This window comes from Thalassospira lohafexi (assembly GCF_002844275.1).
In the GTDB taxonomy this organism is placed as follows: domain Bacteria; phylum Pseudomonadota; class Alphaproteobacteria; order Rhodospirillales; family Thalassospiraceae; genus Thalassospira; species Thalassospira lohafexi.
On the sequence record NZ_NXGX01000003.1, the window covers coordinates 297,320 to 312,575 of the forward strand.

The following is a 15,256-nucleotide window of genomic DNA, read 5'->3' on the forward strand; positions in this document are numbered from 1 at the left end:
TGGTCGGGTTCGAAATCCTTTAAATCAAACAAGCTGTTCAAACAGGTTCATCTTCAATCGGCTCATAGGGATCATCAATGCCAAGTCGGGCAAGAATTTGACGTTCAAGGTCTTCCATCTCTTCGGCTTCATCATCAACCATATGATCGTAACCGACAAGATGCAGCGTACCGTGAACGGCGAGATGAACCAGATGATTTTTCAGGGACTTTTTTTGCTCGATCGCTTCGCGCGCACATGTTTCGCGCGCAATGACAATATCCCCAAGCAAAAGCGGCATATCAGGCGCCATCATAAACGCCGCCGCATCATCGGCACTTTCAAGAGCAGCAAAGGACAAAACGTTGGTCGGTTTGTCCTTATCACGGTAATCGCGGTTCAAAATACGCACCGCAGCATCATCGGACAGACGCACACCAATCTCAACCATCGGAGCAACCGACAATAAGGACGCCCCGTCGCCTTCATCGGGGGTACCATCCGTTGCAACAGCGTCATCGTCCCAAAGCGCACCATCGGTCAACGCCCCATCAAGGGCGGCAACAATCGCCGCTTCAATCGCGTCAATTTCGGCCTTTTCCCAAGCACCGGCCTCAACGTCGAGATCAAGATCAAGCGGTGCTGTCATTTTCCGCGCCCTTGTCTGCACCATCCTTGTTGCCGCGATAGCCTTTTTTAAGCCGGTCGCGCAGAGCATCCATCTCGTCATAGGCCTGGACGATCTTGGTCACCAGATGGTGGCGCACAACGTCGCGCTGATCAAACTTGATCGTCGCAACACCCTTAACGTCGCCAATGGTTTCAAGCGCATCACGCAAACCCGATTTTGTGCCATCAGGCAAATCGACCTGCGTCATATCACCGGTCACCACCATGCGCGATCCTTCACCCAAACGGGTCAGAAACATTTTCATCTGCATCGGGGTGGTGTTTTGTGCTTCGTCAAGAATGACAAAGGCATTCCCAAGTGTACGACCGCGCATAAAGGCCAGCGGAGCGACTTCAATCTCGCCACTTTCCATACGCTTGACCACAACATCGCCCGGAAGCGTGTCGTGCAAGGCGTCATACAGCGGACGCAGATACGGATCGACCTTGTCTTTCAAATCGCCCGGTAAAAAGCCAAGACGTTCGCCCGCCTCAACTGCGGGACGCGACAAGATGATGCGATCAACCTGACCAAGGATAAAGGCCTGAACCGCCATCGCCACCGCCAGATAGGTCTTGCCCGTACCGGCCGGACCGATGCCAAAGATCAGTTCGTTATCAAGGATCGCCTCGACATAGTCTTTCTGACGTTTCGACCGTGGTGAAATGCGGCGTTTCTTGGTCTGAATGGTCAGACGCGATCCGCCAAACATATCCTTGGTCTGGCCGTTCCACGGATCTGTATCATCAGGCTCGGACAAACGAATGGCACCATCGACGGTTTCAACATCAATCAAATCAACTTCCTTGTCGCGCAGACGGGCATACAGCTGAGCCAGTACCTTTTTGGCCTGAGCAACTTTTTGCGCGTCCCCGACAAGCGTCACGACCAAGCCACGGCTCGATACCTGCACCCCGGTACCTTCGGAAAGGCGGGTCAGGTTTTCGGCCTGTGATCCATAGAGCAACTGCGCAAGCGCGTTGTCTGAAAACTCAATCTGGTCCTGGTCTTTGGTCGGGGTCTTTTTGGGTGCCGCTTTTTTGGTCACCGTCTTTTTAGCTGCGACTTTAGGTTTGGTGGTTTTAGCCGAGGTGCCGCTCACGCAACGTTCCTTTCAGAATCCTGATCTTTGCCCGTAACCGGGGTATCGACCAGCTCACCGCCCAGTGAATTGGGCCGTGCTTCAGTAATTTTCAATCGAACGATCTGGCCCAGTGCTGTCTCTGGCAAACCACTGACATGGACCGGCTGCATATAGGGGCTTTTGCCCACCAGCTGACCTTCCAGCTTGCCAAACCGTTCCAGCAGAACGTCCATTTCCTTGCCAACACAGTTGTGGTTAAAGGCAAGCTGCTGTTCGGCCAGCAACGCCTGTAACCGCATGATGCGTTCGGTTTTAACCTTTTCAGGGACTTGCAATTCCATCGCCGATGCCGGGGTTCCCGGACGCGGGCTATATTTAAAACTGAACGCCTGAATAAAGGTAATTTCGCGCACAATATCCATCGTGTCTTCGAAATCCTTGTCCGATTCGCCGGGGAATCCAACAATAAAGTCCGATGATAACGCCAGATCCGGGCAGGCGTCTTTGAGCCGCGCCACAACGTCGCGATAGTCGGCAACATCATGCTTGCGGTTCATGGCCTGCAACACGCGATCGGATCCCGCCTGTACTGGCAAATGCAAGAACGGCATTACTTTTGGCAGATCACGGTGGGCCGAAATCAGATCGTCATCAACGTCACGCGGATGCGATGTGGTGTAGCGAATACGATCAAGACCGTCGATGTCAGACAGTTCCCGCAACAATCGGCCAAGCGTCCATTCCCCGCCATCGGGTGCGGCACCGTGATAAGCGTTTACATTCTGACCCAACAGCGTGATTTCGCGCGTGCCTTGCGCCGCAATCTGGCGAGCTTCATTGATCACATCCATGCCCGGACGCGAATATTCCGCCCCACGGGTATAGGGCACGACACAAAACGTGCAGAATTTATCGCAGCCTTCCTGAATGGCCAGAAATGCGGAATAGCCATGCTTGGAAACCTGTTCGGGCAGGTGGTCAAACTTTTCTTCGGCCGGGAAATCGGTATCAATGATGCGATCGCGCCCCTTGGCACGGTTTGCCCGTGCGACCATTTCGGGCAACCGATGATAAGTCTGCGGACCAAACACCATATCGACAATGGGTTCGCGGCGCATAAGCTCCGCCCCTTCGGCCTGCGCGACACAGCCCGCAACCGCGACAATCATCTTGTCGCCGCCATTGGCTTCCTTGGCTTCTTTGTGTTTGCGCACACGCCCCAGATCGGAAAAGACCTTTTCAGCCGCCTTTTCACGGATATGGCAGGTGTTAAGGATCACCATGTCGGCGTCCTTTGCACTGTCGACCGACTGGTATCCCAGTGGCGCCAAGACATCCTGCATGCGCTGACTGTCATAGACATTCATCTGACAGCCATAGGTTTTTACAAAAAGTTTCTTCGGTTCAGTCACGCCAGATCCGTTTCGCTCTCTCAAACGCCAAAAAGCGGCGTGACGAAGTCACACCGCAAAGGGTTCGGACTTGTTCCCAAGACCGCAATGATAGATCAGATGTATTTAGAGACCCGACGCAAAATCGCAAGGTGCGTAAAATCAGTCAACTTTCTGCGACACAGCAGGCCATGCCAGTCTGATCCATTAACGAACATTCGATACCACGGCGACATGCTGAGTCAAACACATCAAACAAACTCACCGTGTTTTTTAGAAGTTTTCTTAAATATTCCGGCAATATCGACGGCTATAGCCACCTTGGCGAAACACTCAGGCACCAAACTGTCGGTCTGGACCAAACAGACGAAAATCTTCGCAAATAATCGCCAGCGGTGAAAACCCAACCAGCTCACCAGACAGATCACTGTCAATTAACTGGACCGGTACTCCTTGATGGATACCGCGCAATGCGGCCTGATGTCCCTGGGCAACCTTGGCTTCGCACATCCGGGCCAGTTCCTTGCGCGATCCGGCGGCATCTGCAAGCGTCACCGGCGGATGCACCACAATTTCAACCGTCACCTTGCCAAGGGCCATAAACTGCCACAAGTGCGGTGCCAGATCCATATCCCCATACCAGGAATAGAAAGCCCGTAGATCACGACCAATCGGCGCACCGTCAAGACGGGTGGCCGCGATTGAAACCGGTTGGAACTTTACCTGTGATCCATCCGGAAGAGTGCGTTCAGCCGCCGCAAACAAAGTGGATTTAAACGGCAGAACCCGGTTGCCATCATTGCTGGTTCCTTCGGGAAACAGGATCAGCTTATCGCCATTATTTAACCGTTCACTCAGCTGGTCGTTCTGATCACGTGATCGTACGGCTCGGCGTTCAACAAAGGTTGAGCGCGACAGTTTGGCCAACAGGCCAAACACCGGCCAGCTGGCCACCTCGGTTTTGGCAATAAAGCTTGCCCGGGTCAGGGCCCCCAAAACCGGGATATCAAGGTATGATGCATGGTTGGCAACAATCACGCCCGGCCCATCCATCAAATCACCGCCCGATACCCGAACCTCGATATGAAGGATCCGCAGGCACAGCGCGTGATAAACGCGCGGTAATTGTTCTGCCAATCGCATATTACATGCGATGGCCACCATCTGGACTGGCAGCAACACCAGTGTCAAAAGCATATAGGCCGTCAGCCGGATAGCGGCACACACATAGCAGTTCACGATACCCTCGCGGTGCGTTCGTAATGCTTGTAATAGCGATCGGTTACCTTTTCGGTTGGCAACACGATGCAGATGTCAGTGGTGTTGAACTGATGATCAATCACCGCCCCGTCGCCGACAAAACCGCCAAGGCGAAGATACCCCTTAATCAGCGGCGGCAAGTCACGCAGTGCCTGACGCTGATCAATGCCACCGATTTCGGCACGCATCATCGTCTCGTACCGTTCTTCGATGGCACGGGGGCGCATGTCTTCAGGGGCGAGGTGATTGTGATGCAGATAGGTCAGCACATCGCTAAAGGCGTCCGGGTCGGTCCCGTGGAAGGATGCACAGCCAAACATCAATTTGATATCGTACTTAAACACATAGGCGGCAATGCCCTGCCAAAGAAGCTGCAACGTTGGCATGGTGCGGTAATCGGCCTCAACGCAAGACCGGCCCAGCTCCATGATTTCGCCGGTTTCCTTAACCGCATTGAGCATGCTTTCGATGTGGTATTCATCCGCACTGTAAAAACCGCCATGTTCGTTGGCAACCGACTGGCGCAACAAACGATACGTTCCAACAACCGCGTCAGTACCCGTACCACGACCATGATCAAGAACCAGCAGGTGATCGCACAACGGATCGTAATGATCAAAATCACGCTGTTGTGCTGCCATTTCATCGCTTGGCTGCGCACCGCGCTCTTCATAGAAAACCTTGTAACGAAGTTTCTGGCTGGCAAGAATTTCGTCTACATTCTCGGCGAGGCGTACCTCAAGCCGCTGAGGCTGTCTTTCGTCGCGCATTGCAACACCCTTTCGTTCATCTGCGCGGATTTTGCGCAAGATTTGCGTGAAGGGCGAGTGAAGGGTTTGTGAATAAAGCGTAACAAAAATATGAAGGCCATCTGCTCGAATTGAACAGATGGCCAAAATTTTGTCTTTGTTAAGCGCAGTTGAACTTAACTTTTATTTATCGTCTTTCGAAGGAACACCATAAAGTTCAAGACGATGACCGACCAGTCGGTAGCCAAGCTCGTTGGCAATCTCTTCCTGAAGCTTTTCAATTTTGTCGTTCGAAAACTCGATAACATCACCCGACCGCATGTCGATCAGATGATCGTGATGCTCTTCGGTCAGTTCTTCATACCGCGCACGACCATCACCGAAATCATGTTTTTCGAGGATATTCGCCTCTTCAAAAAGACGAACGGTACGGTAAACAGTGGCAATCGAAATCTTCGGATCAATCTCGGTCGCACGGCGATAGACCAGCTCCACATCGGGGTGGTCTTCGGACTCTGACAGCACACGGGCGATAACCCGGCGTTGGCCTGTCATTTTAAGGCCCGAGTCGATGCATTTTTGCTCGATGGTTGATTCTGCAAGCATTGTCTTGTTCTCGTTTCCGGTTCCGCCTGTCCCCAAGCCGGGATGTCCCAGCCTTTGCTCTCTTGTGGCTCAATATCGAAAAATCTGCCACATATCGCAAGGTCGAATTCGCGTTTATTTCCAGATCACAGGCCAGATCATAGGGTATGACATAAAATCTGCGTCTTCCTGTGGCCCCTTGCCACCTGCGCTGCGAGACGCTACTTCATCATCGCACCTGCCAGGAGACAATCATGGACAATCCCGCCCCCGATCAGAAAATCGACATCACCAAGGATGTCTGTCCGATGACCTTTGTGCGCACCCGCCTCAAACTTGAAACCATGGCCACTGGCCAGGTTCTGGAGGTAACTCTTCGCACCGGCGAACCGTTGAAAAACGTTCCACGTTCGGTGAAAGAAATGGGTGACGACGTCATCGATCTGGTCGAAATCGCGGATATGCCCGGGACATATCGACTGACAATCCGCAAAGGATAATCAACTTTCAAGCCCGAATGAGGGCTTACCGTACAACAGGTTGAACATCAAGACCACACTAATCATGTGGGTATACAATATTAAAATGCGATCAACTTGCATGTCATGTTTTCCCCACCCGGCATGGACGCAAAAACCAGCAAATCAATCAGTCACGTACCAGATGATGTTCAAGCACCAAGGCATCGACCTTCTGCCCATCGCGCCTGTCATAGTATCTTTTACGACGGCCAATTTCGGCAAAGCCAAACCCGCGATACAGCCTTAACGCCGGCTCATTATCAATTGCGACTTCAAGTAGCATGCGCGTCACATCATCTGCGCGAAGGCGTTTTTCAACCCCGCTCAGCAGCTTTTTACCGACACCCAACCCACGTGCCGACGGCGTGACAACGATTGTATTGATTTCCGCTTCGTCCAGAACCGCCTGCACCAACACAAATCCCAACGGGATATCAGCCCCATTGCGGGCATTGTCACCGGGCTGAAATGCCAACAATCCAAACGCACCGGGCACATCGAGTAACCGCGTGATCGCATCCGCGTCCCAGCAATCATCAAACCCCTGTTCGTGCAAAGCCGCCGCAACCGACGCAAAAGCCCCGGTCAAAGCCACCAACTCGATGGCTTTTGGTTTTTTTGACGGGGAGGAATTATTGGCATGATCCGATCCCGCACGACCCGGTGCTGGACCGTTTGGTGATGTGCGGGTCATTTCTTTTTCTGCGGTCCCTGATCTTCGATCCGGCGTGCATCGGGTGCGCGCAAATACATCGGAACCGGGGCAAGGTTTTCACCACTTTCCCAACGCGACGCGGCAATCAGTGCAACATTACCTGCGCGCGGTAAACTATGGGCCGTGCAATCATAAAACGCATCTGGCGCATGGGCAGCAGCAGTTAACAAACGCGGTGTTGCATCCCCGGCCAAAATCGTATCGCCGGGTGGTGCCATCATCAGAGCCTGACGCGGGGCAACACATTCAGGCGTGCTCAGCGGTCTTTTTTTGCCATCAAAGGCCTGCGCAAAAATCTCGTTTCGCTTGCTATCAAGGGCGACCAGAATATTGCGCCCCTGCTGATCACGTTCAGACACGCCGTATGCCACGGCTTCGAGCGAACTCACCCCGACCACCGGGATTTTGCGTGCAAGACCAAGGGCACGTGCGGTCGCCAGACCAATGCGCATTCCGGTAAAGGCGCCCGGACCAACCGTAACCGCGATGCCATCAACCGCATCAAAGCCGATGCCCGCTTTTTCAAGGCTTTCAGCGATGAAGCTCATCAGGTGCTCGGCCTGTCCGCGCTCCATATTGGCAAAAAGTTCGCCTTTGACCTCACCATTGATCAAAACAGCCGTCGTCAGCGACGTTGAGGCAGTATCAATTGCCAAAAGCGTCGGGCCGGATTTCTCCGCTAATTGTGATGCGGTTTGCGATGCAGCGTGATCTGCGCTATCTGAAGAACGCGACTGACCCGTCAGCATCTTTTTTATGTAATCGGTGAACGACAAGAACAGGGGGCCTCCGGCGATGGCGCTGGTCGAAATTACGCCACAAGAATATGATGTCGAAATTGATATCGTCTATGCCACGGATCGTAACTTCACCGGGGTTCCGATATATACACGACCTGCCTGCTATCTTCATGCGGATGCGGCAAAATGCCTGAAAAAGGCATCCGCCATGGCACGTCGTCAGGGGTTGAAGCTTCGCATTCTTGATGCGTTCCGCCCTCAGGAAGCACAACGCGCCCTGTGGAACCATTCGCCCAACCCCGATTTCGTCGCCAACCCGGATTTCGGATCGCCACATGGTCGTGGTGTTGCCATTGATCTAACCCTGATTGATCAAAACGGCAAGGAACTGGATATGGGGGCAGGGTTTGATGAAATGCATGACCGGTCCTATCACGGCTCGGATTTGATTTCCAAAACCGCCGAAGCCAACCGTTTTATCCTGCTGGGCATCATGGTCAGTGCCGGGTTCGAGTTTTATGACCACGAATGGTGGCACTATCAATTGCCCAACGCCGCATCGAAGTACCCGGTGATGTCAGATAGCGCCCTTGGTAACCCCATGATGGCCCGCTAGGCCAATACAGGCGCGAAGTGCTTTCCGAGCGGTCAGGCCTGCAACAACGCCTGACCACTTTGTGGATCAAACAGCGACATCCGGGCCCCATCGATAAGAATTCTGGTATCCGAACCTGATCTGAAAACCTGTTCAGGACCGCATCTTGCCGTGATTTCCGATCCTGCAACGGCAAGTCGAACATACTGATCCGGCCCGGTCGGTTCGGCCAGCAACACCCGCGATGCGATCCCGGCATCATCAAACAAAAGATGTTCGGGCCGGGCCCCCAGCGTTATTGGTTGCCCTATAAGGTTGCGTGCCTCGGTCGGGACGTCGACCAGCGGCAATTGGCCTGCTCCGCTGTCAAAGACGATATCCGAACCATCCTGTAACATTTTGCCAGAGATAAAATTCATCGTCGGAGCACCAACAAAGCTGGCGACAAAATGGTTGGCTGGTCGACGATAGACGTTTTCAGGCGTGTCCGCCTGCTGAATTCTGCCCTTTTCAAGCACCACAACCTTGGTCGCGAGGGTCATCGCTTCGATCTGGTCGTGGGTGACATAGACAATCGTTCGTCCCAGTCGTTCATGCAGACGTTTCAATTCAACGCGCATATCCGCACGCAGCTTGGCATCAAGGTTTGAAAGCGGCTCATCAAACAGAAACACCGACGGTTCGCGAACCAGTGCGCGCCCGATCGCCACGCGCTGTTGCTGCCCGCCCGAAAGCTGAGATGGTTTGCGATCCAGAAGCGGCGTGATTTGAAGAAGTTCACCAACATCGGCAACCCGCTTTTCAATTTCATCCTTGCGCATGCCGCCCATTTTAAGGCCAAAGCCGATATTCTTGCGCACCGACATGGTCGGATAAAGGGCATAGGACTGAAACACCATCGCGATATCGCGCTCGTCCGGCTCCAGTTCGGTTACATTGCGCCCGCCAATATGAATTTCTCCACCCGTGGTCGGTTCCAACCCGGCAATCATGTTCAGCAATGTCGATTTGCCACACCCTGAAGGGCCCAACAGCACCACAAAATCACCGTCCGTGATTTCAAGGTTGATGTTTTCCATCACTGTCAGTCCGGCATACGCCTTGGTTACGTTGCGAAGTTCAACACCATTCATTCTGGTTACCCTTTCACCGCACCTGCGGCAATTCCGCGCACAAACAGCCGCCCCGACAATAGATAAACCGCAAGCGTTGGCAGGGCTGTCAGCATGGTTGCAGCCATATCGACATTATATTCCTTCTCGCCGAACTGCGATCCGACAAGGTTGTTAAGTGCGACGGTCATCGGTTGACCCGATCGCCCGCCAAAGGTCAGACCCAACAGAAAATCATTCCAGATATAGGTGAACTGCAAAATCATCGCGACACCCAGAATAGGCAACGAAAGCGGTAACATCACGTGCCAGAACAATCGCCAGAATCCCGCCCCGTCGATCCGTGCTGCTTTCAACAAATCCTCTGGAACGGTTTTAAAGAAGTTGCGAAACATCATGGTGGTAAAGGCAACGCCCCAGATGACATGCACCAAGATCAACCCGGGTATGGACCCAAATATGCCAAGCTCGCGGATCATGATGATCAAGGGATAAAGGGTCACCTGCGGGGGAATGAACATACCAACCAGAAGGGCCGCAAACATCACATTGGCCCATTTCATTTTCCACGCCGCCAGCGCATAACCCGTAATGGCCCCGAGCCCGACCGACAGGATCAGCGCCGGAATCACGATCTTGACCGAGGTAAGAAATGACGATGAAAGCCCGCCGCATTGATCACCAAGCGCCTGACTGCAATCGCCAAACCAGGCCTTGCCCCAAGCCGCAAATCCGGGATCGGCGGGCAGGGCAAAGATGCTGCCATTACGGATCTCATCCATCGATTTTAACGACGTTGAAATCATGATGAAAACCGGCGCCATGATCATGATGGCGGCAAGAATGAGCAGCCCATAAAGGGCAAGTCGATTATAACGCATGCTCAATGCCCCCGCCCGCCGCGCTCTTTTTTGAGCTCGAAGTAAATATAGGGCGAAATAACCGCGATCACGGTACACAACAGGACAAACGCACCCGCCGCGCCAAGACCAAGTTCCTGCCGGTTAAGAATATGATCAACCACGAACCGCGCCGGCAAATCAGATGAAAATCCCGGCCCGCCACCGGTCAGTGCAACAACAAGGTCAAACGCCTTCATGACAATCGCACTCATCAGGATAAATACCGTGAAGAAGACGGTGCGCAGCATCGGGGTAATGATGTGCAGATAGACCCGCCATACCGGAATGCCATCAACACGCGATGCCTTCCAGATGTTCGGATCGATATTTCGAAGCCCGGCAAGAAACAGTGCCATGCACAATCCAACCTGTTGCCAGATACCAGCAATTGCCAGCGTATAGATCGCGCGGTCCGGCCGGACGATCCAGTTGAACTCGAAACTGTCCCAACCCAGCGCACGTACGGCTTCCTGCAAACCCAGTCCCGGGTTCATCACCCATTGCCAGATCACGCCCGTCACGATGAATGACATCGAAAGAGGCAACATGAAAATGGTGCGGTACATGCCTTCGGCCTTGACCCGGCGATCAATCAAGATCGCCAGCAAATAGCCAAACACCATGCAGCCACCAATGAACAGAAACCCGTGGATCGCCAGATTCTGCATCGACGTCCACCAGCGTTCATTGGCAAACAACCGAACATACTGGTCAAACCCGGTAAATTTATAGACCGGCAACAAACGTGACCGCGTCAGCGAAATCACAAAAGTCCAGATAATGAATCCGTAAAAACAGACAATCGTAATGGTCATGGCAGGGATAAGCGCCATTCTGGCGGTCCATTGCGGACGCCAGCGCCGCCTGCCTGTCTTCTGGATCGCATCGTTCTCAACTGAACGCTGCAACACACCTTGTGCCGGATCGGCCATAAACATTCTCGCTTCTTTGTAAAGGTGCCGCTGCACCCGCCTTAGCGGTCACGCAGCAGCACATCCCTGCAAAGTATTGCGCAGTCCCAAACCTTACTTGGCGTAGGAAATTGCTTCGTGGAATTGTTCCTGACCCTCTTTCGGGCTCATGTCAGCACTGTTCCAGAAATTGGAGATGCTGTCATCAATCGCACCCGAAACGGCACTTGGCACCCCGAACAGACCGGTACTAACCAGATGGGTCTTTTTGTCCTGAAGGGTTTTGATGGCCGTTTGCGCACAAGAATCAAAGCTGTCTGAGGGCACATCCAGACGCGCAGGGATCGATCCCTTTTTCATGTTAAAGGCAATCTGCACATCTGGCTCCAGCATGACTTGCGCCATTTTTTCCTGTGCGGGGGTTGCGTCTTCGCCGTCCATTGCCGAAAAGGCAAAGGCATCCACAGTCATGATATAGGCGGTATCAACAGCAGGTGCGAAGGCGCAACCAACCGTGGTGCCCGGCTCGATCCCCGCGGCAATGATTTCGCCCTTGGCCCAGTCACCCATGAACTGGAAAGCCGCATCGCCCTTGATCACCATATTGGTTGCTTCGTTCCAATTCCGGCCCGGACTTGATTCATCGACAAAGGGTTTAAGCGCGGCAAAGGTTTCAAACACCTGATGCATGGTGTCGGATTCCAGAAGGTCATCATCAAGCGTGCTGTAAAGATCGGCATAGAATTCACGTCCGCCAACACCCAAAAGTACACTGTTGAACATGATGCGTTCCTGCCAGGGCTGCCCACCCAGACCAATCGGTGTTACGCCAGCCGCCTTGAGCTTCTCGGCCGCCGCGATAAAGTCATCCCAGCTTGTCGGCACATCAATGCCGGCGTCTTCAAGCACAGCCTTGTTATAGAACATCCAGTTTTCACCATGGATGTTGATTGGGGCGGCGATGTAGTTACCGTCATATTTTGCCGCCTTGACGATCAAAGGCGGCAATTTTTCATCCCAGTTTTCTTCATCGGCAACCTTGCCAACATTGGCCAGAAGGCCCTGATCGGCAAGTTCACGCAATTGTTGACCGATGGAGAACTGAAACACCGCAGCCGGATCACCGCCAAGCATACGGTTCACGGCTGCTGCACGGGCGTTACTGCCCCCGGCAATCGGGGTATCAACCCATGTGCCACCTTTGGCCTCAAACGCCTTGCGCACTTCGGCAAGGGCGGCCTGTTCACTGCCGGACGTCCACCAATGCAGGACTTCTGCCGTCTGGGCATGAATCGCACCGGCAGATACACCGACGCTCAGAAATGCCGCGCATGCTGCGGCTGTGGAAAATTTCTTCATAACGGATGTTCCTCCCTAATAGGGTACGTTCAATGCCGACTTCTTGATGGTCGAAAATTCGTAACGTTTCGATTTTTTTGATAAGCGCTTTATTCGCTCTTGTCAATCAACAAAACCCGCCCATAATAGGGACAAAATGAAACATCGGTATTTTTTTGCCGATTTTTTCGAAACGTTACGATTCTGGGCGTACTCAACAATGGCTCCCGGAACAGGGCAAGGAAGCGAACATGACCAAATCATTTCCCGACGGTTTCCGCTGGGGTGTCTCAACATCCAGTTATCAGATTGAAGGCGGTGCCAAAAATGACGGGCGCGGTGCCACCATCTGGGACACCTATTGCGCAACACCGGGCCGCGTTGCCAATGGCGACAACGGAAGCATTGCCTGCGATCATTACCATCGCTGGGCAGAGGACCTTGATCTGATCAAGGACCTTGGCGCCAAACATTACCGCTTTTCAGTCATGTGGCCGCGCGTCTTGCCCGAAGGAACCGGCAGGGTAAACGAAGCAGGCATTGATTTTTACAGCCGCCTGATTGACGGCATGCTTGAACGCGGCATTGAACCATGGTTGTGCCTGTATCACTGGGACCTGCCCCAAGCGCTTCAGGACCGAGGCGGCTGGACAAACCGCGACATTGTTGACTGGTTTGGGGATTATACCGAACTTCTTGCATCCCGGCTCGGCGACAGGGTGAAATCCTGGGTAACATTTAATGAACCCAATGTGGTTGCCTGGGTCGGTCATGAAGAAGGTCGGCACGCGCCGGGCATTGTTGACCCGCGCGCAGCCATGCGAACCGCTCATCATTTAAATTTATGCCATGCGCGCGCCACCAAGATCATCAAAGGCCATTTCCCCGAAGCCCCGGTTGGATTCGTTTTGCCGATGCATAAAGGCTATACATTGCCAGAGCGCCGGGAACAGGACGCACATCTGGTCGATCTGTTTGAAGCAAAATGGAACGGCGCGTTCCTTGATCCGGTCTATTATGGCCGTTACCCGGAGCTGATTTTGGACCGGATGGAACCCCACATTCGGGACGGCGACCTTGAAGCCATAAAAACCGAGATCGATTTTCAGGGCGTAAATCAGTATTTCCCAAGCTATATCGAAGCCGCAAGCGACAAGGCCTGGCCGTTTAAACATGCCGAACCACCAAAATATTTCCGTCGCACCGAAATGGGGTGGGCAATTGATGGCGATTGTTTTTATCGCACGCTGAAAATCTTGCAAAACGACTATGGTAACCCGCCGGTCTTTGTCACGGAAAATGGCGGGGCCTTTATCGACCTGCCTGACGCAAATGGTAAAATCGACGATCAGGATCGCATTGCCTATCACAATGAATATCTCTCGGCCGCTTTACGCGCCATGAAAGAAGGCGCCAATCTTCAGGGATATATGCCTTGGTCTTTGCTCGACAATTTCGAATGGGCGTATGGCTATCAAAAGCGGTTTGGCTTGGTGCATGTCGATTACACCACCCAAAAACGCACCCCAAAGGCGTCCTTTGAGTTCATGCGCAATGTGATCAAAAGCAACGCATTGCCTTAACCATGGCCGGGCGATTAGATTGTCCGCCACGATACCGCTCGCCACGATCACAAGAACGGACCTGCATATGCCCGCCTCGCGCCCGAACCTTCGCACGATTGCCGAACATCTTGGCCTGTCGGTTACGACAGTTTCACGTGCGCTCAAAGACGGGCCCGAGGTCAAACCCGGCACAGTGGCCAAGGTAAAGGCCGCAGCCGAACAAATCGGGTATCAGCCCGATGCGCGCGGCGTCATGCTGCGCACGGGCAAAACCATGCAGGTCTGTTCAATCCTGTATTCCCCGGAAGTTGGCGATTACGGCGATCCGGGGTTTCTGGCACAGGTCGAAAGCCTGGCGCAGGGATTGGAGGCGGACCGCTATTCGCTGGTGGTTCTGGCGCAAACCAGTAACAAAGATCCGCTTGAACCCGTCATTCGCGTCCACACCCAACGCATGGCCGATGCGGTGGTCTTTTCGCGCACCACATCCCAGGACAGCCGGGCAAAATATTGCCTGCAACATGATTTTCCATTTGTCAGTTTTGGCCGGACCGAACTTTTAACCCCGCATGCCTTTGTCGATCACGATGATGAACAGGCCGCCTATGACGCCGTCAAACGCCTGATCGCGGATGGCCACCGCAAAATCGGCATGATTGATCCACCGGAAAACCTGACCTTTTTTGGGTATCGCAAACAGGGTGCGCGCCGCGCAATGACAGAAGCCGGACTTGATCCCGAAAGCCTGATCTGGATGCGCTCCGATGTATCCGTGCGCGCCGCCCGCGATGCTACCACGGCACTGTTTCGCACCCAACGCGATGCCACCGCAATTGTCTGTGCCAGCCAAATGACCATGATCGGCGCACTCGAAGCCCTGATGGAACTGAACATGGACACCATCCGTGACGGGATCGGGGTTGTCGGATTTGGCGGCATGCCATTCCGCATGCTGTCAAAACAAAAACTGGCCTACTACTACCAGCCACAACGGCATGTGGGTGAAGTCCTTGCGCGTCATTTACACGATCTGATGGTCGGCGTGCCCGCTCAGGAACTGCAAACACTTTTGCCTTATCGACGCATTGATGATCTTGCCGCCTTCCGCGAGGGGGAGGATTTTTAAAGTCCGGCGCCCG

16 protein-coding genes are annotated in these 15,256 nt (G+C 53.5%); 4 read left to right on the forward strand and 12 right to left on the reverse strand.

Annotated features, from left to right (window positions below):
* Nucleotides 1–37: 37 nt before the first annotated feature.
* From ybeY to COO92_RS08330, 6 genes are all read right to left on the reverse strand, one after another.
* Nucleotides 38–628, reverse strand: coding sequence for an rRNA maturation RNase YbeY (gene ybeY / locus COO92_RS08305; protein WP_240626371.1), 591 nt, complete (start codon nucleotides 626–628; stop codon nucleotides 38–40).
* On the reverse strand, nucleotides 612–1,697 hold the full coding sequence (locus COO92_RS08310; protein ID WP_101301749.1) for a PhoH family protein: 1,086 nt from the start codon (nucleotides 1,695–1,697) through the stop codon (nucleotides 612–614). Before COO92_RS08310 ends, ybeY begins: the two co-directional genes overlap by 17 nt.
* 50 nt (nucleotides 1,698–1,747) lie before the next feature.
* Nucleotides 1,748–3,145 carry a tRNA (N6-isopentenyl adenosine(37)-C2)-methylthiotransferase MiaB gene (gene miaB, locus COO92_RS08315; RefSeq protein ID WP_022733738.1) on the reverse strand — a complete coding sequence of 466 codons (1,398 nt, stop codon included), beginning with the start codon at nucleotides 3,143–3,145 and terminating at the stop codon, nucleotides 1,748–1,750.
* Nucleotides 3,146–3,457: 312 nt separating this feature from the next.
* A complete protein-coding gene (locus COO92_RS08320) occupies nucleotides 3,458–4,363 on the reverse strand; it encodes a lysophospholipid acyltransferase family protein (RefSeq protein ID WP_101301321.1) in 906 nt (301 codons plus the stop codon).
* A complete protein-coding gene (locus tag COO92_RS08325) occupies nucleotides 4,360–5,154 on the reverse strand; it encodes a GNAT family N-acetyltransferase (protein WP_101301753.1) in 795 nt (264 codons plus the stop codon). The genes COO92_RS08320 and COO92_RS08325 overlap by 4 nt, the downstream gene beginning before the upstream one ends.
* A gap of 162 nt (nucleotides 5,155–5,316) precedes the next feature.
* Complete coding sequence (locus COO92_RS08330; RefSeq protein ID WP_022733735.1) at nucleotides 5,317–5,739, reverse strand: Fur family transcriptional regulator; 423 nt, start codon at nucleotides 5,737–5,739, stop codon at nucleotides 5,317–5,319.
* 233 nt (nucleotides 5,740–5,972) lie between these two features.
* On the opposite strand from COO92_RS08330, the gene COO92_RS08335 reads away from it, so the two are divergent.
* The gene (locus COO92_RS08335; RefSeq protein ID WP_101301322.1) at nucleotides 5,973–6,218 is read left to right on the forward strand and encodes a sulfurtransferase TusA family protein; all 246 of its coding nucleotides are present in this window, start codon (nucleotides 5,973–5,975) and stop codon (nucleotides 6,216–6,218) included.
* A gap of 148 nt (nucleotides 6,219–6,366) precedes the next feature.
* Here COO92_RS08335 and COO92_RS08340 read toward each other — a convergent pair whose 3' ends face one another.
* Entirely contained in the window at nucleotides 6,367–6,933 is a 567-nt protein-coding gene (locus tag COO92_RS08340; protein WP_101301323.1) for a GNAT family N-acetyltransferase, read from the reverse strand.
* Complete coding sequence (gene tsaB, locus COO92_RS08345) at nucleotides 6,930–7,730, reverse strand: tRNA (adenosine(37)-N6)-threonylcarbamoyltransferase complex dimerization subunit type 1 TsaB (protein WP_101301324.1); 801 nt, start codon at nucleotides 7,728–7,730, stop codon at nucleotides 6,930–6,932. The genes COO92_RS08340 and tsaB overlap by 4 nt, the downstream gene beginning before the upstream one ends.
* 19 nt (nucleotides 7,731–7,749) lie before the next feature.
* On the opposite strand from tsaB, the gene ddpX reads away from it, so the two are divergent.
* Nucleotides 7,750–8,310 (forward strand): D-alanyl-D-alanine dipeptidase, encoded by a 561-nt coding sequence (gene ddpX, locus COO92_RS08350; protein WP_101301326.1) that lies wholly within the window; start codon nucleotides 7,750–7,752, stop codon nucleotides 8,308–8,310.
* 32 nt (nucleotides 8,311–8,342) lie between these two features.
* On the opposite strand, the gene COO92_RS08355 is transcribed toward ddpX, so the two are convergent.
* The 4 genes from COO92_RS08355 to COO92_RS08370 all read right to left on the reverse strand — a co-directional run bounded on the left by COO92_RS08355 (nucleotide 8,343) and on the right by COO92_RS08370 (nucleotide 12,573).
* Nucleotides 8,343–9,422 carry an ABC transporter ATP-binding protein gene (locus tag COO92_RS08355; RefSeq protein WP_101301327.1) on the reverse strand — a complete coding sequence of 360 codons (1,080 nt, stop codon included), beginning with the start codon at nucleotides 9,420–9,422 and terminating at the stop codon, nucleotides 8,343–8,345.
* 5 nt (nucleotides 9,423–9,427) lie between these two features.
* Nucleotides 9,428–10,282, reverse strand: coding sequence for a carbohydrate ABC transporter permease (locus tag COO92_RS08360; protein WP_051146036.1), 855 nt, complete (start codon nucleotides 10,280–10,282; stop codon nucleotides 9,428–9,430).
* Nucleotides 10,283–10,284: 2 nt separating this feature from the next.
* On the reverse strand, nucleotides 10,285–11,241 hold the full coding sequence (locus tag COO92_RS08365) for a carbohydrate ABC transporter permease (protein WP_022733727.1): 957 nt from the start codon (nucleotides 11,239–11,241) through the stop codon (nucleotides 10,285–10,287).
* An 87-nt stretch (nucleotides 11,242–11,328) separates the two neighbouring features.
* A complete protein-coding gene (locus COO92_RS08370) occupies nucleotides 11,329–12,573 on the reverse strand; it encodes an ABC transporter substrate-binding protein (protein ID WP_101301328.1) in 1,245 nt (414 codons plus the stop codon).
* A gap of 230 nt (nucleotides 12,574–12,803) precedes the next feature.
* Here COO92_RS08370 and COO92_RS08375 point away from each other — a divergent pair, with 230 nt between their 5' ends.
* The gene (locus COO92_RS08375; RefSeq protein WP_101301329.1) at nucleotides 12,804–14,135 is read left to right on the forward strand and encodes a GH1 family beta-glucosidase; all 1,332 of its coding nucleotides are present in this window, start codon (nucleotides 12,804–12,806) and stop codon (nucleotides 14,133–14,135) included.
* Nucleotides 14,136–14,202: 67 nt separating this feature from the next.
* Nucleotides 14,203–15,243 carry a LacI family DNA-binding transcriptional regulator gene (locus COO92_RS08380; RefSeq protein ID WP_101301331.1) on the forward strand — a complete coding sequence of 347 codons (1,041 nt, stop codon included), beginning with the start codon at nucleotides 14,203–14,205 and terminating at the stop codon, nucleotides 15,241–15,243.
* Nucleotides 15,244–15,256: the final 13 nt, after the last annotated feature.

What these genes read in the sequence shown, in the direction of transcription:
- ybeY (WP_240626371.1), bottom strand. Translation starts at nt 628, where the DNA reads ATGACAGCACCGCTTGATCTTGATCTCGACGTTGAGGCCGGTGCTTGG.
- COO92_RS08325 (WP_101301753.1), bottom strand. Translation starts at nt 5,154, where the DNA reads ATGCGCGACGAAAGACAGCCTCAGCGGCTTGAGGTACGCCTCGCCGAG.
- COO92_RS08330 (WP_022733735.1), bottom strand. Translation starts at nt 5,739, where the DNA reads ATGCTTGCAGAATCAACCATCGAGCAAAAATGCATCGACTCGGGCCTT.
- COO92_RS08335 (WP_101301322.1), top strand. Translation starts at nt 5,973, where the DNA reads ATGGACAATCCCGCCCCCGATCAGAAAATCGACATCACCAAGGATGTC.
- COO92_RS08340 (WP_101301323.1), bottom strand. Translation starts at nt 6,933, where the DNA reads ATGACCCGCACATCACCAAACGGTCCAGCACCGGGTCGTGCGGGATCG.
- ddpX (WP_101301326.1), top strand. Translation starts at nt 7,750, where the DNA reads ATGGCGCTGGTCGAAATTACGCCACAAGAATATGATGTCGAAATTGAT.
- COO92_RS08355 (WP_101301327.1), bottom strand. Translation starts at nt 9,422, where the DNA reads ATGAATGGTGTTGAACTTCGCAACGTAACCAAGGCGTATGCCGGACTG.
- COO92_RS08360 (WP_051146036.1), bottom strand. Translation starts at nt 10,282, where the DNA reads ATGCGTTATAATCGACTTGCCCTTTATGGGCTGCTCATTCTTGCCGCC.
- COO92_RS08365 (WP_022733727.1), bottom strand. Translation starts at nt 11,241, where the DNA reads ATGTTTATGGCCGATCCGGCACAAGGTGTGTTGCAGCGTTCAGTTGAG.
- COO92_RS08370 (WP_101301328.1), bottom strand. Translation starts at nt 12,573, where the DNA reads ATGAAGAAATTTTCCACAGCCGCAGCATGCGCGGCATTTCTGAGCGTC.
- COO92_RS08375 (WP_101301329.1), top strand. Translation starts at nt 12,804, where the DNA reads ATGACCAAATCATTTCCCGACGGTTTCCGCTGGGGTGTCTCAACATCC.
- COO92_RS08380 (WP_101301331.1), top strand. Translation starts at nt 14,203, where the DNA reads ATGCCCGCCTCGCGCCCGAACCTTCGCACGATTGCCGAACATCTTGGC.